Origin of the sequence: Nannocystis punicea (assembly GCF_026965555.1) — a bacterium.
Classification (GTDB): domain Bacteria; phylum Myxococcota_A; class Polyangia; order Nannocystales; family Nannocystaceae; genus Nannocystis; species Nannocystis punicea.
The window spans coordinates 10,006,184-10,030,878 of sequence record NZ_CP114040.1 but is presented as its reverse complement, the minus strand read 5'-3'; the positions used below and the strand labels follow the sequence as shown (position 1 = coordinate 10,030,878).

16 protein-coding genes are annotated in these 24,695 nt (G+C 72.8%); 6 read left to right on the top strand and 10 right to left on the bottom strand.

The window, feature by feature from the left end; genetic code table 11:
- Positions 1 to 80 precede the first annotated feature (80 nt).
- Positions 81 to 1,493 carry an amidase gene (locus O0S08_RS38375; RefSeq protein ID WP_269034436.1) on the top strand — a complete coding sequence of 471 codons (1,413 nt, stop codon included), beginning with the start codon at positions 81 to 83 and terminating at the stop codon, positions 1,491 to 1,493.
- Between the two features lie 481 nt (positions 1,494 to 1,974).
- Here the strand turns inward: O0S08_RS38375 and O0S08_RS38370 are convergent, their stop codons facing one another.
- The 9 genes from O0S08_RS38370 to O0S08_RS38330 form a co-directional block, all read right to left on the bottom strand.
- On the bottom strand, positions 1,975 to 2,832 hold the full coding sequence (locus tag O0S08_RS38370; RefSeq protein ID WP_269034435.1) for an MBL fold metallo-hydrolase: 858 nt from the start codon (positions 2,830 to 2,832) through the stop codon (positions 1,975 to 1,977).
- Between the two features lie 12 nt (positions 2,833 to 2,844).
- Positions 2,845 to 4,251, bottom strand: a complete 1,407-nt coding sequence (gene murD, locus O0S08_RS38365) for a UDP-N-acetylmuramoyl-L-alanine--D-glutamate ligase (RefSeq protein ID WP_269034434.1) — start codon at positions 4,249 to 4,251, stop codon at positions 2,845 to 2,847.
- Between the two features lie 753 nt (positions 4,252 to 5,004).
- Positions 5,005 to 6,129, bottom strand: coding sequence for a phospho-N-acetylmuramoyl-pentapeptide-transferase (gene mraY / locus O0S08_RS38360; RefSeq protein ID WP_269034433.1), 1,125 nt, complete (start codon positions 6,127 to 6,129; stop codon positions 5,005 to 5,007).
- Positions 6,130 to 6,815: 686 nt separating this feature from the next.
- Entirely contained in the window at positions 6,816 to 8,474 is a 1,659-nt protein-coding gene (locus O0S08_RS38355; protein ID WP_269034432.1) for a PepSY-associated TM helix domain-containing protein, read from the bottom strand.
- Positions 8,471 to 9,763, bottom strand: coding sequence for a lysine N(6)-hydroxylase/L-ornithine N(5)-oxygenase family protein (locus O0S08_RS38350; protein ID WP_269034431.1), 1,293 nt, complete (start codon positions 9,761 to 9,763; stop codon positions 8,471 to 8,473). The genes O0S08_RS38355 and O0S08_RS38350 overlap by 4 nt, the downstream gene beginning before the upstream one ends.
- A complete protein-coding gene (locus tag O0S08_RS38345; protein ID WP_269034430.1) occupies positions 9,753 to 11,519 on the bottom strand; it encodes an IucA/IucC family protein in 1,767 nt (588 codons plus the stop codon). The genes O0S08_RS38350 and O0S08_RS38345 overlap by 11 nt, the downstream gene beginning before the upstream one ends.
- Before the next feature lie 4 nt (positions 11,520 to 11,523).
- Positions 11,524 to 14,229, bottom strand: coding sequence for a GNAT family N-acetyltransferase (locus O0S08_RS38340; protein ID WP_269034429.1), 2,706 nt, complete (start codon positions 14,227 to 14,229; stop codon positions 11,524 to 11,526).
- Positions 14,230 to 14,232: 3 nt separating this feature from the next.
- The gene (locus O0S08_RS38335) at positions 14,233 to 15,096 is read right to left on the bottom strand and encodes a hypothetical protein (RefSeq protein ID WP_269034428.1); all 864 of its coding nucleotides are present in this window, start codon (positions 15,094 to 15,096) and stop codon (positions 14,233 to 14,235) included.
- A gap of 495 nt (positions 15,097 to 15,591) precedes the next feature.
- Entirely contained in the window at positions 15,592 to 16,437 is an 846-nt protein-coding gene (locus O0S08_RS38330) for a class I SAM-dependent methyltransferase (RefSeq protein WP_269034427.1), read from the bottom strand.
- Between the two features lie 1,220 nt (positions 16,438 to 17,657).
- Here O0S08_RS38330 and O0S08_RS38325 point away from each other — a divergent pair.
- The gene (locus O0S08_RS38325) at positions 17,658 to 18,851 is read left to right on the top strand and encodes a hypothetical protein (RefSeq protein ID WP_269034426.1); all 1,194 of its coding nucleotides are present in this window, start codon (positions 17,658 to 17,660) and stop codon (positions 18,849 to 18,851) included.
- A gap of 312 nt (positions 18,852 to 19,163) precedes the next feature.
- Here the strand turns inward: O0S08_RS38325 and O0S08_RS38320 are convergent, their stop codons facing one another.
- Positions 19,164 to 19,673, bottom strand: coding sequence for an HNH endonuclease (locus tag O0S08_RS38320; protein WP_269034425.1), 510 nt, complete (start codon positions 19,671 to 19,673; stop codon positions 19,164 to 19,166).
- Between the two features lie 379 nt (positions 19,674 to 20,052).
- On the opposite strand from O0S08_RS38320, the gene O0S08_RS38315 reads away from it, so the two are divergent.
- From O0S08_RS38315 to egtD, 4 genes are read left to right on the top strand one after another with little or no spacing between them, the layout of a single operon-like run.
- Complete coding sequence (locus O0S08_RS38315) at positions 20,053 to 21,456, top strand: UDP-N-acetylmuramoyl-tripeptide--D-alanyl-D-alanine ligase (RefSeq protein WP_269034424.1); 1,404 nt, start codon at positions 20,053 to 20,055, stop codon at positions 21,454 to 21,456.
- A 9-nt stretch (positions 21,457 to 21,465) separates the two neighbouring features.
- Entirely contained in the window at positions 21,466 to 22,452 is a 987-nt protein-coding gene (locus O0S08_RS38310) for a hypothetical protein (protein WP_269034423.1), read from the top strand.
- On the top strand, positions 22,453 to 23,691 hold the full coding sequence (gene egtB, locus O0S08_RS38305; RefSeq protein ID WP_269034422.1) for an ergothioneine biosynthesis protein EgtB: 1,239 nt from the start codon (positions 22,453 to 22,455) through the stop codon (positions 23,689 to 23,691).
- A complete protein-coding gene (egtD, locus tag O0S08_RS38300; protein ID WP_269034421.1) occupies positions 23,688 to 24,653 on the top strand; it encodes an L-histidine N(alpha)-methyltransferase in 966 nt (321 codons plus the stop codon). The genes egtB and egtD overlap by 4 nt, the downstream gene beginning before the upstream one ends.
- The last annotated feature ends 42 nt before the right edge of the window (positions 24,654 to 24,695 follow it).

The following is a 24,695-nucleotide window of genomic DNA, read 5'->3' as shown; positions in this document are numbered from 1 at the left end:
GCTCTGGGCGCGCCTGGGGCTCGCTTCCGCGAGGTTGGAGCTTGCTTCGCGGGGCCCGGCGGCGCAAGACTGCGCGGCCGATGTCGCTCGCCGAGCTCGTTCACGTCTCTGCCCTCGAACAGGCGCGCCTGCTGCGGCGCCGCGAGATCCGCAGCCAGGAGCTGGTCGGGCTGTACCTCGATCGCATCGCCGCGCACAACCCTGCGCTGTCGGCCTTCGTGTCGGTGTTCGACGCGCGCGCGCGCCGGGCGGCGAGGGTCGCCGACGATGCGCTCGACCGCGCAGCGCGGCGCGGCGCGCTCGACTCGATCCCGCCCTTGCTCGGGGTGCCGATCGGCGTGAAGGACCTCAACTTCGTCCGCGGCTCGCGGACCCGCATGGGCTCGCACGGGGTGCTGCCGCTGTACTCGCCGGTCGACGACGCGACCGTGGCGAAGCTCCGCGCCGCCGGGTTGGTGGTGCTCGGCAAGCTGGCGACGTCGGAGCTCGGGGCGCTGCCGGTGACGGAGCCGGACACTCACCCGCCGACGCGCAACCCGTGGGACCCGGCGCGCACGGCCGGCGGCTCTTCCGGGGGCTCCGGCGCGGCGGTCGCCGCCGGCCTGCTGCCGTGGGCCCAGGGCAGCGACGGCGCCGGCTCGATCCGGATCCCCTCCGCGTTCTGCGGGCTCGTCGGCGTCAAGCCGTCGCGCGGGCGGGTCGCCAACGCGTTCGGTCGCGACGACCGCACCCTGCTCTACACCTGCGGCCCGCTGGCGCGCTCGGTCGCCGACGCGACGGCGCTGCTCGACGTGATGGCCGGGCTGACCGTCGGTCGGCCGCACTGGCTGTCCCCTCCGCCATGTCCTTACGGACAGATGAACGAGCCGTCGCCGCGCCTGCGGATCAAGCTGGCGGTCGACTCGCCGATCGCCGCCGCCGAGCCGGAGTGGGCCGCGGCGGCGCGCGCGGTCGGGCAGGCGCTGGCCGAGGCGGGGCACCGGGTCGAGGAGGTCGAGATGGCACGCGGGTCGGTCGACGACTTCCTGCCGATCTACCAGCGCATGCTGGCCGACGTGCCGTGGGTGCGCGCGCATCGGTTGCAGCCGGCGACGCGGTGGTTGGTCGAGGCCGGTCGGCGGAACTCGCCGACGCTGGCGCGCGCGGCGTACGAGGCGCTGCGCGAGCGGGTGCTGGCGTGGGTCGGGGACGCCGAGCTGGTGCTGACGCCCGCAGTGGTGGGACCTCCGCCGCCGATCGGGGCGTGGCGCGGACCCGACGGCGAGGCGGTGTTCCGCGCCTACGCGGTCTACGGGGCGTTCACTGCGCCGTTCAACATCACCGGCCAGCCGGCGGTCGCGCTGCCGGTGGCGAGCTCGCGCCAGGGCCTGCCGATCGCCGTCCAGTTGGTCGCTCCGGTCGGTCGTGAAGACCGTGTGCTGGCGGTCGCTCGCGAGGTCGAAGCGCTGTTCCCCGGGCGCCCGCGAGTACCTGTCTCTTTCGCCATGTCCTGACAGGCAGGTATCTTGGCCGCCCGGTGCGCCGTCCGTTACACCTGACGGACAAAAAGTCGCGATGGAATCTCACAGGAATGCGGTGCGTTCCGACTGAGTCCGATCGTCGTGTCGGTGCGTGATCTGCAAGAGACCACCGAGACGTGCGAGATCAAAACGGTGTCGGACATCGAGTGATCCAACACGCGGCCAAGCGCCGCTAGTAACGACGAAGACCTTATCGCGGAGAACGTGCCATGACCCCCCCCACCGCTTCCAAGCTGCCCCTCTACGTGCTGACCGGCGTCTACTACCTGATGACTGCGCCGCGCTCGGTCCGCAGGCTGCAGAAGAAGCTGCTTGCGTTGGCCTGATTTATAAAACCCCCGCGGCGGCCGGTTCGCCGGCCGTCACGGGCACGTGTCCGGGCGACGCGCTCCGCCCTTGACGAAGCGCGAATGAAATAAAGCGACCTCTGCCACCGCCCGATGTGACAGCGGTGTCAGGCCCAGTGGAGCTCGCCGACCATGGATGTCGCGGTGAACTTGCCATGGGCGTCGCGGATCAGCTTGCTGGCCGCGACATCAGGATCGTGGGTGTAGAAGACGGTGCCGTCGTCGGCGAGGATCCGGCCGAGCAGGGCCTCTTTCTCGTCGATGAGCAGCTCGGGGTACCTGTCGTACCCCATGGTGATCGGCAGGTGGACCCACGGGACGCCGGGCACGAGATCGCCCAGGAAGGTGACGGCCCCCCGCGGTGTCTCGATGCGTGCGAGCAGCAGGCCCGGTGTGTGCCCGTTGGACACGGTGAAGGTGTAGCCGGGCCCGAGCAGCTCGCTGCGGTCGCCGGTGACCCGCTCCAGCCGGCCGGTGGCGAGGATCAAGTCGGTCAGGCCGGGGATAAAGGAGGCGCGGTCGCGCGGGTGCGGGTGCAGCGCCCGCTGCCAGGCGTCCTCGCCGACGACGTAGCTGGCGCGGGGGAACACGAGGGCCGGCGCCTGTCCTTCGGACCAGGCGGTGAGGACGCCGCCGGCGTGGTCGAAGTGGAGGTGCGACAGGACGATGATGTCAATGTCGTCCGGCCGCACGCCGAGCTCGGCGAGCGAGGCGAGGAGGACGTGCTCCGACTCGACGACGCCGAAGCGCTCGCGCAGCTTGGGCTCGAAGAAGGCGCCGATGCCGGCCTCGAAGAGGATCGTGCGGCCGCGGTCGTCGCGGACCAGCAGGCAGCGGCAGGCGAGAGAGATCCGGTTGAGCTCGTCCGGCGGGGCCCAGCGCTGCCACATGGCCCGCGGGACGTTGCCGAACATCGCGCCGCCGTCGAGCCTCTGGGTGTTGCCGCGCACGCTGTCGAGCCGCATGCGGGCGGTGTATCACTTCTCCGCAGGCAGCGCCCGCACCAGGCGGGCGAAGGTGTCGCCCCGCTCGCCGTAATTCTTGAACCAGTCGTAGCTGGCACACGCAGGGGAGAGGACCACCGCGTCCCCCGGCCCGGCGAGCGCGGCCGCGATCTCGACGGCCTCGGCCATGGTGCTCGCCCGGCGCGCCTCGACCACGCCCTCGGCCAGCGCATAAAAGGAGTCGGCCGACTCGCCGATGGCGACGAGCGCGCGGCCGCTGCGGCGCAGCAGCTCGCGCAGGGGGGAGAGATCGTCGCCCTTGGCCCGGCCGCCGGCGATCAGGACGAAGGGGCGGTCGAAGCCGTCGAGGCTGGCGAGGACGCTGGCGACGTTGGTCGCCTTGGAGTCGTCGTAGTAGCGGACACCTGCCCGCTCGCGGACGAAGGTCATGCGGTGTGGGAGGCCGTGGAAGCCCTGCAGGCCGCGCAGGCAGGCGTCGGCGGCGACCCCGAGGTGGCGGGCCGCGAGCAGGGCGAACAGGGCGTTCTTGCTGTTGTGGCGCCCGGGGATCGGCAGGGCCGCGCGGGCGAAGGCCTCGCCGCCGGGCAAGAGGAGGCTGTCCCCGGGGCCAGGTCCGGCGATCCGCGCGCCGTCCGGGTCGTCGACGAGGACGAGGCGGCCGGCGCCGACGCGGGCGCGCAAGAAGGAGGTGAAGCCGTCGCCGGCGTCGAGCAGGGCGAGGCCCCGGGCGTCGAGGCCGGTGAACACCCGCGCCTTGGTGGCGGCGTAGTCCTCGAGGGTGGGGTAGCGATCGAGGTGGTCGGGGGTGATGTTGAGGATCATCGCCACGTCGGTCGCGGCGTGGCCCAGGGTCTCGAGCTGGAAGCTCGAGCACTCGAGGACGAGGGCGTCGGGCGCAGGAGCTCCGGTGCGCAGGAGGTCGAGCAGGGCGGCGGCGAGCGGGACGCCGAGGTTGCCGCCGACGAACGGCTTGCGGCCGCCGGCCGCGAGCAGGGCCCCCGTCAGGGCGGTGACGGTGCTCTTGCCGTTGGTGCCGGTGATGAGGACGGTCGGCAGGCGGCCGAAGCGGGCCCCGGCGATCGCCAGGGACAGGCTCATCTCGCCGTGGACCTGGGCCTGCGGGGCGAATTCCTGCTGAGCGGCGCGGAATGGCGTGGGCGGGACGCCCGGGCTCAGGACCATGAGCTCGACGCCGGCGAAGGCCTCCGGTGGGACTTCGGCGGCGCCGAGGACCGGCTCGACGCCCTCGGGGACGGCGGCGCCGGGGTTCTGGTCGTAGAGGCGGACGCGGGCGCCGAGGAACACGAGCAACTCGGCGGCGGCCCGACCGCTGGCGCCGGCGCCGATGACGAGAGCGGTGGTGCGGGCGAAGTCGAGGCCGGCCGGCGCAGCGGGGTTCGGTGAAGACGCGGAGGCCACGGAAGCGGAGGACGAAGACGACGGCGAAGCGGGGTTCGGCGAAGCGGCGGTCGAGCGCGAGTTCGGCGAGTCGGCGGTGGTCGAGTGAGAGGACGAGGTCATCGTGGGGCTCGTCGAGTGAGAGGACGAGATCACGGCCGCAGAGGACGAAGCGGGGTTCGGCGAAGAAGCGGAGGCCGGTGAAACAGAGCCCGAAGTCGGCGACGCGGGATTCACCGAAGCGGCGGTCGAGCGCGAAGGCGAGTTCGGCGAGTTGGCGGTCGTCGAGTGAGAGGACGAGGTCACGGCGGGGCTCGTCGAGTAAGTGGACGAGGTCAGGGGGGTGCTCGTCGAGTGAGAGGACGCGATCAGGGCGGCCGAGGACGAAGCGGGGTTCGGCGAAGAAGCGGAGGCCCGTGAAGCAGAGCCCGAAGTCGGCGAAGCGGGATTCACCGAAGCGGTCGAGCGCGAAGGCGAGTTCGGCGAGTCGGGGCTCGGCGAGTGAGTGGACGAAGTCACCGCAGTGCTCGTCGAGCGAGAGGACGAGGTCATCGAGTGAGAGGACGAGGTCCCCGCGGGGCTCGTCGAGTGGGGGGACGAGGTCATCGCGGCCGCAGGCGAAGCGGGCTTCGGCGAATCGGCGGTCGCGGGCGAATCGGGGGCCGACGAAGCGGTGGGGGGCGAAACGCCGACCGCCGAGGCGTCGGCGGCGGCCGTCGCGTCGGCGGGTTCAGGCTGCGGATGGGCGGAGGGATTGGACGCGGTCACGGGGACTCAGCGCAGCTTGAGGGTGGCGAGGCCGATGAGGGCGAGCATGAAGCTGATGATCCAGAAGCGGACGACCACCTTGGGCTCGCTCCAGCCCTTGAGCTCGAAGTGGTGGTGGATCGGGGCCATCTTGAACACGCGCTTGCCGGTCAGCTTGAAGCTGACGACCTGCACGATCACGCTGACGGCCTCGAGCACGAAGATGCCGCCGACGACCACGAGGGTGAACTCGTTCTTCGAGGCGACGGCGAGGAAGCCGATGCCGGCGCCGAGCGGGAGGCTGCCGACGTCGCCCATGAACACGCTGGCGGGGAAGGTGTTGTACCAAAGGAAGCCGATGCCGGCCCCGCACATGGCCCCGCAGTAGATCGCCAGCTCGCCGACGCCCGGGATGTGCGGGATGTTGAGGTAGCGGGCGATGTCGAAGCCGGCGATCAGGGTGCCGGCCGCGTAGGTCAGCACGAGGAAGGTGGCCGCGCTCATGCACACGGGACCGATGGCGAGGCCGTCGAGGCCGTCGGTCAGATTGACGGCGTTCGAGAAGCCGACCACGACCAGAGTGGCGAACACGAGGTACATCCACTCGGGGAGCACGAAGAAGTGCTCGTAGAAGTCGGTGAACGGCATCGCCAGGCGGAAGCGGATCGCCTCCGGCATGAGGCCGCTGAGCGGGCTGAAGAGGTACCAGACCGCGGCGCCGGCGATGAGGAACTGCAGCAGCAGCTTCATCTTGCCGGGCAGGCCGCCGGAGTGCTTCTTGCGGATCTTCAGGGCGTCGTCGACAAAGCCGATGACGCCGCACCCGGCCGTGACCGCGGTGGCGAGCAGGACGAAGCCGTTGCTCATGTCCGACCACAGGACGGTGGGGATGATGAGGCAGAAGAGGATCAGGCTGCCGCCCATCGTCGGCGTGCCGCGCTTGGAGAAGTGCGACTTGGGCCCGTCGTCGCGCACGACCTGCCCGAGCTGGATCTTCTGCAGGGTGCGGATGAACCACGGGTAGAGGATCAGCGACAGGACCAGGGCGGTCAGGGTGGCCGCCAGGATCCGCGTGGACGTGTAGCGCAGGACGTTCAGCCAGCTCAGCCAGCTCACGTCGTCGTGGAGCGCGAATAGGAGTTGGTACAGCACGTCGCGAGCCGGCTTGCCATGCCAGGCCCCGGCGGCGCAACTATTCGCCGAACGCGCCTCTCGCCGGCGCCCGGGCCGCGTCCGCCGATCGGGGAATGCAGGCGGGTCGGCCGCGCGTCGATGTCGGTGCACCGGGGCAGGTGAACGCGGAGCCGTCACCACGACAGCGACGGCGAGGTCGACAGGCATCTACCGCCGACGGGTGCGGCAGGGCCGCGTGGGCCTGTCGCTACAGATCGAACAGGCGCGGGCGGTGGTCGCCGCAGGTCCAGGAGCGCGACGATGTGAACGGCCGGCAACGCGTGCGGCAGGGCGTGACAGCGAGGACGACGAGCACCCGGCGATGCCCGCGGCAAGGCCGCGAGGTCGCTGCGACGAGCACCGGGCAAGGCGTGCGGCAGGGCCGCGACAGCGAGCACCGGGAATGCTCGCGGCAGGGCCGCGACAGCGAGGACGCCGAGCACCGGGAATGCTGGCGACAGGGCCGCGACAGCGAGGACAGCGAGCACGGGAATGCTCGCGACAGGGCCGCGACAACGAGGACGCCGAGCACCGGGAATGCTCGCGGCAGGGCCGCGACGGCGAGGACGCCGAGCACCGGGAATGCTCGCGACAGGGCCGCGACGGTGAGGGCGACGAGCACCCGGCAACGCGCGCGGTGGGGCCGCGCGGGCGTGCCGCGTCGGTCAAGCAGGCGCGAGCGGGCGTCGCAGGCTCAGGAGCGCGAAGGCGAGGACGACGAGCACCACCTCGACGGGGCCCGGGACGACGCCGGCGACGAGCCAGCCGGCGGGCGGGACGGCGGCGAGCAGGACGACGAGGGCGCCGTGAAGGAGGACGGGGGCGCGTGAGATGGTTCGCGCGAGCAGCAACGCGAGCACGAGCACCGCCACGAACACGCGCAGGGCGAGGTCCTCGGCGCGCGCGAGCGCCGGGACGCGCGAGAGCAGCAGCAGCGCGGCGGTGGCCAGCGGCAGGCCGTAGCCGAGGCCGTACAGCCAGCGACGCAGGCGCTCGGCGGAGCGAGCCTCGCCGTCGCGTTCGCGCCGGCGGGCCAGCAGGGCCCCGCCGAGCCACGAGAGGGCCACGAGGCCGGCGCCGAGCAGGACGTAGGCGAGGTCGACCAGCCACGCCGGGCCCCACTCTCCGTAGTGCAGCACGATCGTCGCCATGAAGGCCTGCAGGCCGGCGCCGGCCGCGGGCAGGGCGCGACAGTCCCGCAGGGCGCCGTCGGCCGCGCGGGTGAAGGAGCCGCGCTCGAACAGGCCGTCGCCCTCGAGGTCGACCCGCACCGTGCCGCTGGCGAGGCCGGGGTGACGCACGCGCAGCTGGTGGACCTCGGCGTCGGCGAGGTGCTCGTCGACGACGGGGCAGCGGGCCGCGAGCGCGCGCTGAAGGTCGGGCCGCGGGACGGCGGTGTCGACCAGCGGCGGGCGATCGCTGGCGAGGACGTCGCGCATCAAGGCGGGCCGGTCGCCGCCGTAGGCCGCGCCGCCGACGATCGGCACGACGATCAGGGTCAGGCCGAACAGGGCGCCGGTCCACGCCCACAGCAGGGCCGCAGGCAGGGTGAAGAAGCCGACCCACTGGTGCATGCGCATGGCCAGCGGCTGGGCCGGGCGGCGCCTGCGGACGAGGTTGCGCAGCCAGTCGCGGCGGGTGGCGAGGCCGGTGCAGAGGATGAGGGCGAGGGCGAAACCGAGCAGGCCGAGCACTGTCTCGCCGAGCAGGGGTTGGGTCAGGAGGCGGCGGTGGAGCTCGCGGACGACCCACAGCGGGCCGCGGCCCTCGGCCACGCGGGCGCCGCTGCGGGGGTCGAAGTCGACGCGGACCGGCTCGCGGGTGGGGCCGAAGTAGACGACCTCGATCCACGGGTGCTCGGGCGCGGCGGGGTGGAGCGAGAGCTCGCTGCGGACCAGGTCGGGGTGGGCGGCGAGCAGGCCGGACAGCACCGCGTCGAGCGGTTGCTCGGTCACCGGCGGGACGTCGGCGGCCGGGGCGTGGACGACCTGCCAGCGCGCGAGGGCGCGGTCGAGCACGGCGCCGACGCCGGAGCCGAAGATCAGCATGGCCACGAGCGCCAGCGCGCCGCCGAGGCCGCGGTGGACGGCGAACAGGCGCCGCCGACCCGAGCCCGGCGCGGCGCGGCGACGCCAGGTGAGCAGGGCGAGGGCGAGGAGGGTCCAGATCGGGATGAAGGCGACGCTGGCGACGGTGGCGCGCTCGACCGGGAGGTCGGGCCAGGCGCGGGCGACCAGCCAGGTGAGCGCGACGGCGCCCACGCCGGCGAGCACGACCAGGCCGAACTGCGCGGGCGCGCCCGACTTGCGCGGGGCGTCGGTCATCGCGACCTCGCGTCCTCGCGCGGGCGGGCGCGCCAGCGCACCAGCTCGCGCTCCTGCTCGACGGCGAAGCGGCGCCGGCCGAGCACGTCGTTGAGGATCACCGCGGAGCGCCAGGCCATCAGGCTGAGCTGCGACTCGGCGATCCCGTGGGTCGTGCGGCCGCCGTTGACGATGTAGAGCCGACCGTCGCCGGACCGCCGGCGGCGCAGCTCGAAGTTGGCGTCGACCTGCAGGCCGCCGTGCTCGTCGCGCTCGAGCTCGGGCAGGAGCGACTCGATGCACGGCGGCAGGTGCTCGCGCAGGCCGGTGCAGAGGATCACGGTGTCGGCGACCACCGACTCGTGCTCGCCGTCGAGGTTGTTGCGGGCGTCCAGCTCGAAGCCAGTCCCGCGCGGGGTCAGCGACTGCAGCTCGCGGCCCGGCAGCAGCTCGACCCGCGGGCCGGAGCGCAGGGCGGTGAGCTGGTAGACGCGGTCGTGCAGCTCGCGCAGGGTCGACAGCGAGATGCCGTCGCCGGCCAGCTTGTGGCGGGCCAGCAGCGACTGCCGGCGCGGGCGGTCGAGCTCGTGGAAGGCGGCGACGAAGCCGGGCGTGAACAGGTGGTTGGTGAACGGGCTCTCGTCGAGCGGCTCGAAGTTGAGGCGGCGCGAGACCCAGCTGAGCTCGGCGACCTCGCCCCAGGCGCCGCGCAGCAGCTCGAGCACCACCTCGGCGCCGGTCTGGCCGCCGCCGACCACGGCGACCCGCGCTCCTTGCAGGTGCAACGGTCGCGCGAGGATGTCGATCGCGTGGAAGCAGTTGGGCCCGAGGTGGGCCCGCGCGCACTCGGGCACGGCCGGGACGCGACCTGTCCCGAGGACCACGTGGCGCGCGTGCGTGCGGCCGCGGTCGTGGCGCAGCTCGAAGCCGCCGGGCACCGGGGCAACGTCGCGGACCTCGACGCCGAAGCGCAGCGACGACAGCCGGCCCGCCACCCAGCCGAGGTAGTCGGCGAACTCCAGCCGCTCGATCGCCGAGCTCTCGGCGGCCAAAAACGCGTGGAAGCGGCCGTGCTGGACCAGGTAGTTGATGAAGGAGTGCGGGCTGGTCGGGCTGACCGCGGTGACCAGGTCCTTCAAGAAAGAGGTCTGCATCCGCGAGCCGCGGAAGAGCAGGCCCGGGTGCCAGGCGAAGCGCTCGCGCTTCTCGAAGAAGCGGGCCCGCAGCTCGGGCAGCTCGTCGGCGAGCGCCGCGATGCTGAGGTTGAAGGGCCCGACGCCCACGCCAGCCAGATCGATCTCATCGTTCATGGTCCACCTCCCTCACCAACGGATTGTGCAGCGGGGGACCGAGCGCCGGCAGCGGGCGCGTCGCGCCGCCGCCGTGGCCGATCCGCAGACGGGCGCGGTTGAGGCAGATCCGCTCCATCTCGGGACGGAACAGATCGAAGCCCGCCGTCGCCTCGCGCGGCACGGAGTCGCAGTAGTCGCGCAGGACGCCGGCCAGCACGCGCAGGAACTCGCGCTCGGGCAGGCCGAAGCTGCGCTCGCACAGCGGCGCGACGAAGCGCAGCACGCTGACGAAGTAGCCGGTGTAGAGGTCGTGCACGATCTGCCCGGCCGGCAGCGGCTTCAGGCCGCGCAGCGCCGGCTCGTGATCGAAGCGGTCGTCGGCCGCGCGGCGGACGTCGCCGTGGACGTCGCGCAGCAGGATCGCCGTCGGCAGGCCGGCGCGCAGCACCAGGCCGAGGTTCTGGCCGTGGGCGATCACGCCGATGCCGTGGCGGCACAGCAGGTGGTACAGCGGCACCGCGGTCCGCTCGAACAGCGCGCGCAGCCACTTCGTGATCGAGAGGCCGCTCTGCTCGACCCACGTGCGCAGCAGCGGGTCGCCGTGCAGGTCGGTCTGCTGCAGCGCGGCGGCCGGGACCTCGCGCTCCTCGGGGCCGAGGCGAGAGTTCGCGCTCTCGCGCCAGATGGCCCCCAGCTGCTCGCGCAGGCGGTAGGGGGCGGCGCCGAGGGCCTCGAATTCGGGCTGCGGCACGTGCACGCCGCCGAGGTCGCCGAGCACGTGGACGGCGCGCAGGCGGGCGTCGCCGTCGACGCGTCGGCGCAGCGCGGCGCCGATGCCGACGCCTTGCTCGACGTGCTCGCCGGGCAGGCCGCGCCAGCACGAGGTGTTGAGGATCGTCAGGGCCAGCTTGACGTCGGCCCGCTCGGGGCGCGAGGCGTCGGCGAGGGTGCGGATCGACAGGCGCGGGGCGTAGGCGTCGCCGAACTGGCCGAGCGAGACGATCGCGCCGCGGGTGAGGGCGTCGATGTGCTGGGCGGCGAGGTGGTGCTGCCACTGCCACGGGTGCACCGGGACCAGCACGCCGGCCTGGGCGAGGCCGGGGGCGCGCGCGTGCAGCTGCTCGAGCAGGCGGGCGCGGGCCTCGGCGTCGCAGCTCTCGTCGACGAGCTGCAGCTGCCCGGGCCCGGCAGCGCCGCTGCAGCGTGCGAGCTCGGGGGCGACGACCAGCCAGTGCAGCTGGAGGCGCGCGACCGACTCGGGGGCGTAGGCGGCGAGGTCGGCGACGCCCCAGCCGACGCGGCCGCGGTGGGCGACGAGCTTGGGGTGACCGTCGAGGTGCTGCTCGAGCGCCGCGCCCGACAGCGCCGCGATCTGCGGCGCGCGCAGCGTCGCCAGGCGCGCGCACTGGTTGGTCTCGGCGAGCAGGCTGTTGTGCAGCTCCTCGAGGAACTCGGCCAGCGCGTCGGCGGCGACGCCGAGGGTGGCGCGAGCGTCGAGGATCAGCTGCACCGGCGACTCGGCCGGCAGCTCGGGGCCGTCGCCGACGCGGCGGGTGATGCCCTCGGCCTCGACGTGCAGGCCGCCCCAGGCGCTGGGCCGGGCGGTGAATTTGTAAGATGTCTCTTCGGACAGGTCGAGCGCCCAGCGATCGCCGCCGAGGGCGCGCGGGTGGAGCAGGCCCTCGAAGCTGAGCTCGCCGATCGCCTGCGCCAGGCGCCTTCGGCCGGCCAGGCGGGCGTGGTCACGCCATTCGGATGTCTCGCCGGGGTTCACGACACTAGCCCTCGAAGGTGGCGAAGAAGCGCTCGCGGGTGAGCACCATCAACACGGCGGTCTTGTGCGGGAAGCGGACCTCGCCCCACTCCTCCCACGGGGTGCTGTTGGCCCAGTTGCGCACGCGGGCCTGATCGACGCGCGGCTCGCCGACGAGACGCTGGGTCCGCGGGTCGTCGAGGAACAGGTAGTGCGCCATCGACAGGAACCACTGCCGGCCCCAGCCGCGGTGCCGCACCTCGGAGTCGCCGATCGCCATGTGGAAGCCGCGGTCGAAGTCGTCGGCCGCGTAGTGGGGGCCCAGCCGATCTTCCTTGGCCCAGTAGATCTCGTAGTAGGCGACCGGGCGATCGTCGAAGTAGCCGAGAGCGGGGATCGTGTGCGGGTCGGCGAGGCGCTGGTCGATGTAGTCGGCCAGCTGCGCGCGCGGCCAGGCCTGCTCCCAGAATTGCGCGACCACCGGGTCGTTCATCCAGGCGCAGAAGAGCTCGAGGTCGCGCGACGGATCGAAGCGGCGCAGGCTGAAGGTGCGATCGATGGCCGCGCAGTGGCGGCGGTAGAGCAGCGACTCGCCGTCGTCCTGGCGCAGCGGGTGGACGATCGCGCCGGTCCGGGTGAGAGGCGTGGCCTCCGGCGGTCGCTCGCCGCGGTGGTGCCACAGCGGGCGCTGATAGAAGGCCTCGCGGGCGACGATCTCGCGCCTGTCCTGATGGACATGTGCGAGGTGACGCAGGCCGAGGCGGCCGGTGAACAGGCGATCGCTCACCAGGTCGCGCGCGCGCTCGTCGAAGTCTTGCCACGCGATCGTGGCGTGGCCGTCGGCCAGGTCGAGCGTGAAGTGCCTCGCGTCGACTCGCCCGCTGAACTGCGAAGGCGTGACTCGAGTGAGCTCGACCTGGGCGTCGCCGCCGGCGAAGTCGGCGGCGCGGCCGGAGGTCGGTTCGGGCAGCTCCGCGGGCGGGCGGTGCAGGGGGCTGGCGATCGGGCGGTAGATGGTCAGCGGGTCGGCGAGCGAGACCTCGTCGACGCCGCTGGCGAAGCAGCGCACGTTGGCCTTGGTCCACAGCTGCGGCGAGCGCAGCAGGTAGTCGATCGCGCGCGGGTCGGCGGGCTCCTGCGCGCGCAGGCCGAGCAGGCAGGCGCGCAGGTGCTCGAGCAGGAGGCCCTGGTCGAGGCCGGGGATCATCGCCAGCGAGGCGACGGTGTTGAACACGCCGTTGATGACGACCGAGTAGGCCCACACGCGCTCGGCCAGCGGCGAGCGGAACATCGCCCGCTCGAGGCCGGGGACGCGCTCGCCGTGGCGGCGCAGGGCCAGGTCGGTGTAGGCGGTGCCCTGGGCGTCGCGGAACCACGCCCGCGCCGGGGTGAGGCCGTCGTCGGCGAGGCCGATCACGAGGTTCTGCTGGTGGGCGCTGAGCAGCAGGCCGAGCTCGGCCTGGGCGGCGACGATCGGCGCGAACACGACGGCGAGGTAGCGCTCGAACCACCGCTCGGCGAGGGCGATCGCGCGGACGCCGAGCCGGGCCGCGGCCTGCTCGAGGCGGAGCGCGAGCCGGCTGCGCCCGCTGCGAGGGTCGTCCTGCAGCAGGGTGGCCAGCATCTCGGCCGGCTCGTCGGCGCGGAACGGGTTGTCGCGGAGGGCGAAGAAGCTGACCGAAGGGCCAGGTTGATTCTGGTCGTCGCGCAGGCCGAACCACGCCGGCTCGCGCAGGATGTGGAAGTCGGGGTGGCGCGGCAGCGGGGCGTCGGTGTCGCCGAGGACGCGGCCGAGCAGCAGGCCGCGGTCGAGCTCGGCCAGCGACAGGGTCCGGCGCGAGTTGGTCAGGCGCACCGGCAGCGACTGCTTGAGCATGAACGGCGCGCCCTCGGCGTGGAGGGTGCGCAGCGACGAGGTCACGGACCACGCGCGGCCGAGCGGGCCGAGCGGGGCGAGCTCGCCGCGGCGACGGCCTGCTTCCAGCGACGGATCGTCGAGCAGCGCGCGGTGCTGCAGCGGGTGCAGCGGCAGCAGCACGAACTCGGGGCCGATGGTCGCGGCCTGGGCGGCCCACGCGAGATCGCTGGCGACCAGGCGCGACAACAGTGACAGCGGATCGTCGCCGCCGTGCAGGACGCGCTCGCGGCGGACGGCCCACACGCTCAGCGGCGTGCACCCGCGCAGCTCGGGCACCAGCGCCTCGTCGCCGTCGCCCACGCCCTCGCGCAGGCGCGGGGCCGGGTGGACGGAGTGGCCGAGCAGGAGGCCCTGCTCGGCGGCGATGAAGCCGAGCGGGCCGGTGAACAGGGCGTCGAGGTCGCCGGCGCGGGCGGCGACGGTGGCCTCGAGGTTGGCCGCGCTGGCGCGCACGCGGGCGACGAAGCGATCGAGACCTGGCCCGGAGGACAGGCCGAGCGCGGCGGCGATACCTGGCTCTTCGACCAGGCGGGCGATCAGCCGCGCGAGCGGCAGCGGCTCGCTGGCGCCGGCGGCGTCGCGCCAGCAGGCCTGGCCGCCGGCGATCCGGCCGACCCCGGCGGGGCGGGCCAGCGGGACCTCGACGGCGCCGCCCTGGGCCGGCATGTCGAGGCGGAGCCACTCGCGGCCCGGCGCCCGCACGACGGTCCAGCCGTCGAGCTCGCGCAGGAGGGCGCTGAGCAGCGCCCGGCTGGCGGGCTCGAACGCCGCGTCGTCTCGCTCACCCAGTCGTGGTTGTGCGCGCGCGGTCATGGCTCACTCCGGGATCACGCAGGCGCCGACGTGGGCCTGTTCGGGGTCGGTGGCGCCGATCGCCTCGCAGGTGGCGCCCATGCCCTGGGCGGCGCAGGTGTTGTCGGCGCTCTGGGTGTCGCAGTAGTCGGTGCAGCAGTACGAGTCGGGCGGGCAGCCGACGACGCGCTGCGAGCAGTGTAGGCCGGGGGCGCAGGCGATCGCGGTCTCGCAGTCCTCGCCGATGTCGTGGCCGTCGACACCCTGCGGGAAGCAGACGAAGCCCTCGGGCTCGCGGTAGATGCAGGCCTCCTCGGCGGTGCAGCCGACGGCCAGCAGGGGGTCGCAGATCGGGGCGCACACCGGCAGCGCGCCGATCGAGACGCAGCGCTCGTCGGTGCCGCACACGTCGCCGACGCACAGCGGGTAGCACAGGCCATCCCACGGCGCGCCGGTGGTGTCGAACGAGCCGATGCACCACGAGTCCTCGTCGCAGTCGTCGGTGCCGGCGATCACGCCGTCGTGGTGGCAGCCGTCGCCGGCCCCGTTGTCGCCCTGGACCGGCAAGCACACGAACTCCCAGTCGGCGGCGCCGCGCCGCAGCACGCACTTGAAGCCGTCGGGGCAGTCCTGCAGGTCGGCCTGACACTGCGCTTCGCCGGGCTCGGAGGTGCCGCCCGTGGTCGGCTGGCCGGTGCTCGGGGCGTCGGTGCTCGCGTCCGTGGCGGCGTCGGTGCTCGCGGCCGTGCTCGCGCCCGTGCTGGTGTCCGCGACCGTCGCGGTCGCTCCGGTCCCGGTCTCGTCCGCCGGCGAGTTGGTGGTGCCGCACGCGAGCAGACACGCCGCGGACAGCAGGCCACCGAAGGGTCGTCGCAAGGTCGTTCGCATGCGTCGGAAGGTAGAGTTAAGAGATAATGATTTTCAAAATTAAACGTAACCGGCTTGGGAGAGAATTCTCAGGGGGTTTTGCGCCGCACTAGTAGGATTTTGATATTCAGAATCGTGACGTTGCCGTGAACTCCCTCGCGCCGCCGGCTTCGACGTCGCAACGCGCGATCGCGCGGGGTGTATGGCTCACGGCTGCGGATGACATGTCTTGAAGGACATGTCGATGCGCTCGCGCTCGCCACGGCCGCAGAGGCGCTGCACGTCGACGACAAGGGGCCGCGACGTGAGCAGGCGCGAGGTTCGTGGCGCGAGCGAGTCGCGCGCGCCGGCGTGGAGGTGAGCGGCGTGATGGGGTGGCGATGCGAGGGGTGGGCCGAAGCGAGGCGACGCCGGCGGCTGACGCCTGGCCGAAGAGCCAGGCGTCACCTCACGCTCGAGATGTCCCGAAGGGCATGTTCCGGAGTTCGTCGCTCGCGCGTCCGCTCGCGCGTCCGCTCACGCGGAGGCGGGCGGGCGCAGCTCGAAGCGGTGGAGGGCGTGTGAGCGCAGGAGCTCGGGCTTGCGCGCGCGCAGGTAGGAGAAGGCGAGGCGGTGCTTGAGCGGGACGCGGCGGCGCAGCTCGGCCGGGAGGTCGAGCATGGTCATCGAGTCGAGGCAGCGGTGGCGGCCCCAGGCCTCGATCGTGCGCGGGTCGTCGCAGCCCCACACGAACGGCGCGCGGTAGGTCTGCATCATCCGCCGCGCCTGGCTGGCGATCGCCCGCGGGGTGATGGTGTCGAGCACGAACTGGCTGCCGGGGTAGGCGGCGGCGATCGCGTTGAGGCCGCGGCGGACTGTCTCTTCGGTCAGGTAGACGAGGACGGCCTCGGCGATGAACAGGAACGGGCCGTCGCCGGCCGAGCCGAGCTGGGCCAGCCAGTCGTCGTCACCGAACGCGCCGACGACCATGCGCCGCCGCGCGGTGTCGCTGAAGAACCGCCGCCGCAGCGCCAGGGAGTCGGGCAGGTCGACGTCGAACCACCGCAGGGCGCCGTTGTCGACCCGCTCGAACCGGGTGTTGAGCCCGGTGCCGATCTCGACGACCGTGCCGCCCGGGTGCATGCGCAGGAACTCGTGGACCCACCGGTCGAACATGACGGTGCGCAGACATGCCCGAAAGGCCAGGTCACGCTGCGAGGCGAACCGCCGCTCGAAGTCGTAGTCCAGCTGCGCGACGATCTCCTGCGCCCGCGGGTCGCGGAGGATCGGCCGCCTCCGCCCGGTCTCGATCGCCCGACACCACAGCGGGATCATGAGCGTCTCGCTGACGTCGCCGAGGTCCACCGCTTGTTTGTTCGTCATGAGGTGGAGTTAATAGTGAAAATGATTTTCACTGTCAAAAATGAGCCAGCGCACGTCGCAGGGGCGACTGGGGCGTGATCGAGCGAGACCGCGCGCCGACTCGCACGCGAAGCGGCGAACTCGCGTCAGGTTCGCGGCGCCCTCGCGACAACGGCTGCGCGAGCGCGATGCGCGGGTCGGCAGATCGATCACGGACCGGTGAACGCCGAGGCCGGCGAGCGATACGAGCGGACGCACAGCGCAGGTCGACGACGAGCGAGCGAGGCATGAGCTCGGAAGATCGATCGCGGACCGACGAGCGCGAGCCGATGAGTCGCGAGTCGCCGCCATCGTCGTCGACGCAGGTGCGCGATACGCAGGCCGGAAGATCGAACACAGACCCGCAATGCCCACGAGCGACACGAGCGGACGCGTGACGCAGGTCGTGCGACGACCCGCCGCATCGTCGGCGAGCGAGCGCGATGGGTGAGGGCGGACGATCGAGCGCGGACGGCGAATGTCGACCATCGATGAGCGACACGAGCGGACGCGTGACGCAGGTCGTGCGACGACCCGCCGCATCGTCGGCGAGCGAGCGCGATGGGTGGGGCGCGAGCGCGGACGGCGAATGTCGACCATCGATGAGCGACACGAGCGGACGCGTGACGCAGGTCGTGCGACGACCCGCCGCATCGTCGATGCGCGAGCGCGATGGGCGGACGCGCGAGCGCGGACGGCGAATGTCGACGACCGATGCGCGGCATGAGCGGACGAGAGGCGCAGGTCGTGCGGCGACCCGTTGCATCGTCGATGCGCGAGCGTGACGCGTGAGCTCGGAAGATCGATCGCTGACCAGCGAATGCCGACGGCCGATGAGCCGCACGAGGTGGCGGGCAGCGCAGAGGAACGAGCGTCACGCGAGGACGTCGGGGAATCGACCACAAACAGCGCGGGCGGGGGCGAACCGCGGAAGAACGCCGACAGCGCCTGGGGCATGCTCCGAAGAGCATGTCCTCCAGGTCATGTTTCGTGGGATAGCTCGCGCGTCGGTGCGGACGCATTCGCGAGCTCCGGCGGGACCGACTGCGTGCATCGGCGAGCGCCGGAGCGCGCGCGCGTGCCCGCAAAGTCGCGGCGCGGTGCGGGCACCTGCGCCCGCGGCCGACATGCGCCTGCCTGGACAAGCCGGGCGGGCGCCGCGACACTGGGTGACCGTCTCGAACGAGGTGAATTTCTTGCCGATGACTTACTCGACTCGCGCCGCGCTCCTCTCCCTCCTCGCCGCTCCGCTCGGCCTCTTCGCCTGCAATCCCGGCGACCCGGCCTCGACGGACACCGCGGCGGTGTCCGACGCGTCGACGGCGACGACGCTGACGACCGGCCCCGACGACACCACCGGCGACGGCGAGACGACGACCGCGACCGACCCCACGCTCGGCACCGGCGACGCGAGCACGACGACCACCACCGACCCGACCACCGAGGCGCTGCCGACCACGGACGCGACGACGTCGACGACCACGACGACGACCGACGCGACGACGACGACCACGACGACGACCGACACGACGACCACCGAGACGACCGGCGGCAACGGCCTGTGGGACTCGCCGAACCTGTGGTACTCCGTGGAAAATTATCTCGTGTACATCGAGATCGATCCGGCCGACGGCTCGGTGGTCACCCTCGTCAGCAACGAGCTGGTCGCCGACGAGCCGCTCGTGTTCGGCCAGAACGGCCTGACGATGCTCGAGGACGGCTCGCTGATCGGCTCGCGCGAGTCGGCCGAGGGGACCCAGATCTTCCACGTCGCCGACCCGCCGACCACCGAGAACACGCCGGCCCAGGCGACGCTGCTCGGCGTCGTGCCCAACGACGGCCAGGACCAGCCGATCCGCGTCGAGGCGCTCTACACCGACTGCGACGGCCGGGTCTATCTCATGGACACCGGCGAGGACGTGTCGAGCAACGTGGGCAACCGCCTGCTCCGCTTCACCGGCGCGTACCTGCAGGGCGACCTGGCGTTCGAGGTCATCACCGACCTCGGCAACGCGTCGGTCGCCGACATCGACGACATGTCGCCCGGCATCGTCGACGGCGAGGTCAGCGACAGCCTCGGCTTCGCCATGGACTCGAGCAACCTGTGGCAGATCGACTACACGACCGGCACCGGCATGCAGCAGGCCGACACCGACGGGACGTGGGGGATCCACGCGCTCGGCGGGCCGCTGTTCGACGATCTCCAGCCGCGCCTCTACATCCTCAGCTCCGGCGACGACGAGACCGGCGCCGAGCTGATGCAGGTCGACCTCGACGATTTCTCCAATTCGCGGCCGCTGGTCACCGGCCCCGACTACGACTTCAACGGCGGCTACAACGGCTGGAGCGGCCTCGCCGGGCCGCTCACCGAGTGCATGACGACGATCCCGGGCTGACACCAGGCTGTCCTTCGGGACATGACCTTGCAGTCGCGTCGGGCTCGCCGAGGGCATGGCGGCGAACCCGGGGTTCGGCGGTCTTTTGGACACGTGGCGGCCGCGGCGGGCGATGTGAACGCGCCGGTCCCACGGGCCTGTCAGCTCACTGTCCGATGGCGCGGCTTCGGCCCGGCGCGAAGGCGAGATATCCTTCGGGACAGCTCATGATCCAGCGCGTCGACGCGGCGGGCCCTGCGCCGCGGCGGCCATGGCGGCGGGGCGACCGGGCTCGACCGCGAGAGCGACCTGTCCCGCGAGACAGGTGCGGCCTCACGCGGCGCCGAGCCAGGCCCGCCAGGCCTCGGGGACGTCGTGGAACGGGAGGCGCTGGGCCAGGGTCAGCGGGGTCCACTTGGGCCGGGCAGGGCGGGTGCGCAGCGGCAAGCCGGCCTGCTCGGGGGTGCGCCCGCCCTTGCGCCGGTTGCAGGCGCCGCACGCGGTGACGACGTTCGTCCAGGTGGTCTTGCCGCCGTCGACCCGCGGGACCACGTGGTCGAGGGTCAGCTCGTGGTCGCTGTATTGAATGCCGCAGTACTGACAGCGATGGTTGTCACGCAGATAGACGTTCTTGCGCGAGAACCGGACCACCTGCGGGCCCGGGCGCGCGGCGTGCAAGAGCCGGACGACCGAGGGGGTGGGGTAGCTGTGGTTGACGGTCCTGACCTCGCGCTCGTAGCTGGCGAGGACCTCGACCTTGTCGAGGAAGCTCAGGCACAGGGCACGCCGCCACGAGATGACCTTGATCGGCAGGAAGCCGGGATCGAGCACCAGCGTGTGCATGGGGTGGCCCATCCACGAGGCTAGCATGACCCGGCGTCAACGCGGCCACGGACCCGTGACGCCTGCGACGCAGCCGCGCGACGACGCGCAGCATGCGGCTGCGGGCGAACGCGAGCCAGGGCCGCAGCCGACCACGCAGCCGCGCCCGCCTGTGCAGCATCGGGCCGATGGGACATGTCCCTTACGACATGTGATGGGACAAATCGGAGGCGGCGCCCGCCGCGACCGCACCGACCGGGCGGGGGACGCTCGCCCCGTCGCGGCTCCGCGGCCCCGGTGGCCTCGCGCCCTCGACCCGCCGCCGACCCGCTGCGCAGCCGCCGCGGCGGGCCGAGCCGAAGATTGGCGCGCCGACGCGTCGGGGTGCTAACGGTCTTGCGTGCACTTCACCCCCGAGTCCCTGGCGGCGACCACCGGCGGAGCGCTGCTCCGCGCCGGTTCGCGGGAGATCCGCGGCGCCTTCGTCGACAGCCGCGACCCCGTGCCCGGCGGCCTGTTCGTGCCGATCGTCGCCGCCCGCGACGGCCACGCGTTCATCCCCGACGCGATCCGGGCCGGCGCCGCCGCGGTCCTGCAGGCGCCAGGGCACCCGCTGCCCGACGACCCGACGGTCACGGTGATCGAGGTCGCCGACACCTTCGCGGCCCTGACGGTGCTCGGCCGCGCCGCCCGCGACCGCTGCCGCGGCCCGGTGGTGGCGATCTCCGGCAGCAACGGCAAGACGACCACCCGCGCGCTGATCGAGGCGGTCCTCCGCAGCCGCCACGGCCGGGTCCTGGCCACCCGCGGCAACCTCAACAATCATCTCGGGGTGCCGCTGTCGCTGCTCAACGGGCCCGATCACCCGGAGGCGATCGTGCTCGAGCTGGGGATGAGCGCGCCCGGCGAGAACGAGCGCCTGGCCGCGGTGGTGCGGCCCGACGTCGCGGTCATCACCAGCGTCGCGCTCGAGCACCTCGAGTTCATGGGCAGCCTCGAGGCGATCGCCGCCGCCGAGGCCGAGCCGCTGCGCCACGTCCGACCGGGCGGCGTCGCGGTGGTCCCCGACGACGAGCCGCTGCTCCCGCCCCACTTCCCGCCTGGCCTTTCGATCCTGCGCTTCGGGGAAGGTCCCGACGCGGCCGTGCGCATCGTCGGGGTCGAGCTCGACGAGCGCACCCACGCGACCCTGCGCCTGCACCTGCCGGGCGGCGGGGAGGAGGAGATCCGCCTGAGCCTGCGGGTGTTCGGGGCCCACAACGCCCGCAACGCGGCGGCCGCCCTGGCGGTCGGGCTCCACCTTAATTGCCCGGTCGGGCCGATGATCGAGGCGCTCGAGGCGGTCCAGCCGGTCGGCGATCGCGGCCGGGTGCTCCACTTCGACGAGCACCACCTGCTGATCGCCGACAACTACAACGCCAACCCCGGCTCGGTCACGGCGGCGCTGCACAGCCTCGCGGCGCTGCGCCCGTCGCGGCCGGGGCCGCTGGCCGCCGTGATCGGCGACATGCTCGAGCTGGGCGAGCGCGGGCCGGAGCTGCACGCGGAGGTCGGTCGCCTGGCGGCGGCGCTGAAGCTCGACGCCCTGTTCACCTTCGGCACGCTGTCGCAGGCCGCCGCCGACGCGGCCAAGGCCGGCGGGATCGCGTCCTGGCACGCCGGCCTCTGCGTCTCCGACCTCGTCGCGGCCGTCCGCGCCGCGTTCGCCGAGCGACCAGGCGCCCTGCTCGTCAAGGGCAGCCGCGGCATGAAGCTCGAGCGGGTCGTCGAGGCCCTGCTGCAGGCGCCGCCCAAGGCCGTGTAGACTGTGGCCATGCTCGTCGCGCTCGCCGTCGTGTCGCTCGCCCTCGCCCCGCCCGCCGGCCTGCGCGCATACGCCGGGCCCGAGGCGGTCGAAGTGGAGGTCTCTTCGGACATGTCCGATCGGCCCTTGCCCGGGGGACAGGTCACGCTGATCCACCACGCGGTCGCCGGCGACGCCGCGGCGCCGGCCGAAGCCCCGGCAGCGGCGCCGGCGGCGGACAACATGCCGCGTTACTACCCGGCGCCCGTGACCGACGCGCAGTGGCAGCGGCTGGCCGGGCGGCGGGTGCTCATCATCCTCGGCACCGCGGGCCGCGAGTGCGTGACCTTCACCCGCGCCGACAAGTCGGCGGTGTTCTACCAGCACCCGAAGAACGGCGCGCAGCAGGCCCCGCTGGCGGCGGTCACGGCGGTGCACGAGAACTCGTGGGAGTGCGCCGAGGGCCGCGAGTCGACGCCGTCGGAGTGGGCCCGCGTGGGCGCCGGCGTGGGAGTCGGCTTCTCGGCGGTGGGCATGCTGATGGGCGTGATCTACGACGCCGGCCGCGCCGGCAAGACCGACCCGAGCGACTTCGCCATGAAGCACTTCATGTACGCCGGCCTCGGCCTGACGACGACGCTGCTCGGCACGCCGATCGTCGCCATCGGCGGCGCCAGCACCAGCCGCGACCTGCGGGTGCGCGGCAAGCTGTGGGCGCGCGGCCTCGGCTACGCCCTCTACGCCGGCGCGGTGGTGTTCAGCGCGCTGTGGCTGATCGGTCAGTACGGCGACAAGGAGCCGCTGCGCTTCGTCGGCGTCACCAGCCTGGCGGGCGGGCTCGGCCTGGCGGGCTCGGCCTTCATGGCCGTCGACGCCCTGTCCTCGCGCGCCGAGCTCAAGACGCTCGAGCGCCAGGACACCGGCCAGGGCAAGAAGACGGCCCGCCGCGGCCAGCTGCACTTGGGAGCAGGTCCTTCGGGACAGGGCTTCGGGGTCGCCCTCGGCGGGAGGTTCTGAGTGCGCGCCGCCTATGCCGGCGTGCGGGCGGCCACGCAGGCGCTGGTCGCCGGGCTGCCCGCCGAGGACCTCGTGGTCCAGAGCATGCCGGACGCGAGCCCGGCCAAGTGGCACCTGGCACACACCACGTGGTTCTTCGAGACCTTCGTGCTCGGCCCCGCGAGCCGCGGCTACCGGCCCTTTCACCCCGAGTTCGAGGTCCTCTTCAATTCGTATTACGAGGCCGTGGGCCCGCAGTTCAGCCGGCCGCGCCGCGGCCTGCTGTCGCGGCCGACCGTCGCCGAGGTGCTGCAGTACCGGGCCCACGTCGACGCGGCGATGCACGAGCTGCTGGCGCAGGACGGGCCGCCGTGGCTCGGCGAGCGGGTGCGCCTGGGGCTCGAGCACGAGCAACAGCACCAGGAGCTGATCTTGATGGACCTGCTGCACCTGGTCGCCCAGAGCCCGCTGCGGCCGGGGCTGCGGACGAGCGCGGCGCCGGCGTCGTCGCACCCGGCGCCGCCGCTGCGCTGGTGCCCGGGCCCCGCGGGGGTGCGCGAGGCGGGCCACGCCGGCGACGGCTTCCACTTCGACAACGAGGGCCCGCGCCACCGGACGCTGCTGCGGCCCTACGCGCTGGCGTCGCGCTGCGTGACGAACGCGGAGTACGCCGAGTTCGTGGCCGACGGCGGCTACCGCCGCAGCGCGCTGTGGTTGTCCGACGGCTGGGCGCAGGTCCAGGCCGAGGGCTGGACGGCGCCGCTGTACTGGTACATGTCCGAAGGGACATGGTGGCAGATGACGCTCGGCGGCCCCCGCCCGCTCGACCCGCACGCGCCGGTGGTCCACGTCTCGCACTACGAGGCCGACGCGTTCGCCCGCTGGGCCGGCGCCCGCCTGCCGACCGAATTCGAGTGGGAGGCGCTGGCCGAGAGCGCCCCGGTCCGCGGCAACTTCGTCGAGTCGGGCCGCCTCCACCCGACCGCCGCGGACCCGCCGCCATCAGGCGACGGGCGGCCCACGCAGCTGTTCGGCGACGTGTGGGAGTGGACGGCCAGCGCGTACTTGCCGTACCCCGGCTATCGCCCGCCGGAAGGCGCGCTCGGCGAATACAACGGCAAGTTCATGTCGAACCAAATGGTGCTCCGCGGCGGTTCGTGCGCTTCCCCGCAGGATCATTTGCGTGCCAGTTACCGCAATTTCTTTCCGCCCCGGGCACGGTGGCCATTCACGGGGATCCGACTCACCAAGGATGCATGATGCGACCGCTCCCCCGCACGCTCGATGAGGCGACGCAGGCGCCGACCGACGGGTTCCTCGCCGATGTGCTCGAGGGCCTGTCGCGCCCGGCCAAGCGCCTGCCGTCCAAGTACTTCTACGACGCCCGCGGCTCGCGCCTGTTCGAGGCGATCTGCGAGACCCCCGAGTACTACCCCACCCGGGCCGAGATCGAGATCCTCGGCGACCACGCGATGGAGATGGCCGCTGCCGTCGGCCCGCGCCGGATCATCGTCGAGTACGGCAGCGGCGAGAGCATCAAGACCCGCCTCCTGCTCGACCACCTCGACGCCACCGCCTACGTGCCGGTCGACGTGTCGCGCGAGCCGCTCCTGGCCGCCAGCGCGGCGATCCAGCGCGAGTACCCCAAGCTCAAGGTCCTGCCGCTCCACGCCGACTTCACCCGCCCGTTCGCCCTGCCGGCCGGGGCCCTCGGCCGCAGCCTGGTGTACTTCCCCGGCTCGACGATCGGCAACTTCGAGCCGGCCGAGGCCACCGCGCTGCTGCGGAACATCGCCCGCTCGCCCGGCTGCGAGGGCGCCCTGGTCGGCATCGACCTCGTCAAGTCGAAGCAGGTGCTCGAGGCGGCCTACAACGACCGCGACATGGTGACCGCGGCGTTCAACCTCAACCTGCTCCACCGCATCAACAGCGAGCTCGGCGGCGAGTTCCAGCCCGGCCGCTTCTCCCACCGCGCCGTCTACAACGAGGCGGCCGCGCGCATCGAGATGTACCTGGTCAGCAAGATCGACCAGGTCGTCGGCGTCGGCGGCCGCAGCTTCAGCTTCCGCGCCCGCGAGGCGATCCTGACCGAGCTGTCGCACAAGTACACGCTGGATGGCTTTTCAGACATGTCCTCCAGCACAGGTCTGACGCTGACCCAGGCGTGGACCGACGACGCCGCCCGCTTCGCCGTGGTCCACCTGGTCCGCCGCGCCGCCTGAGGGGCCCGCGAGCCCCGAGGCCCGCAGTCGGGGCCCGGGCGC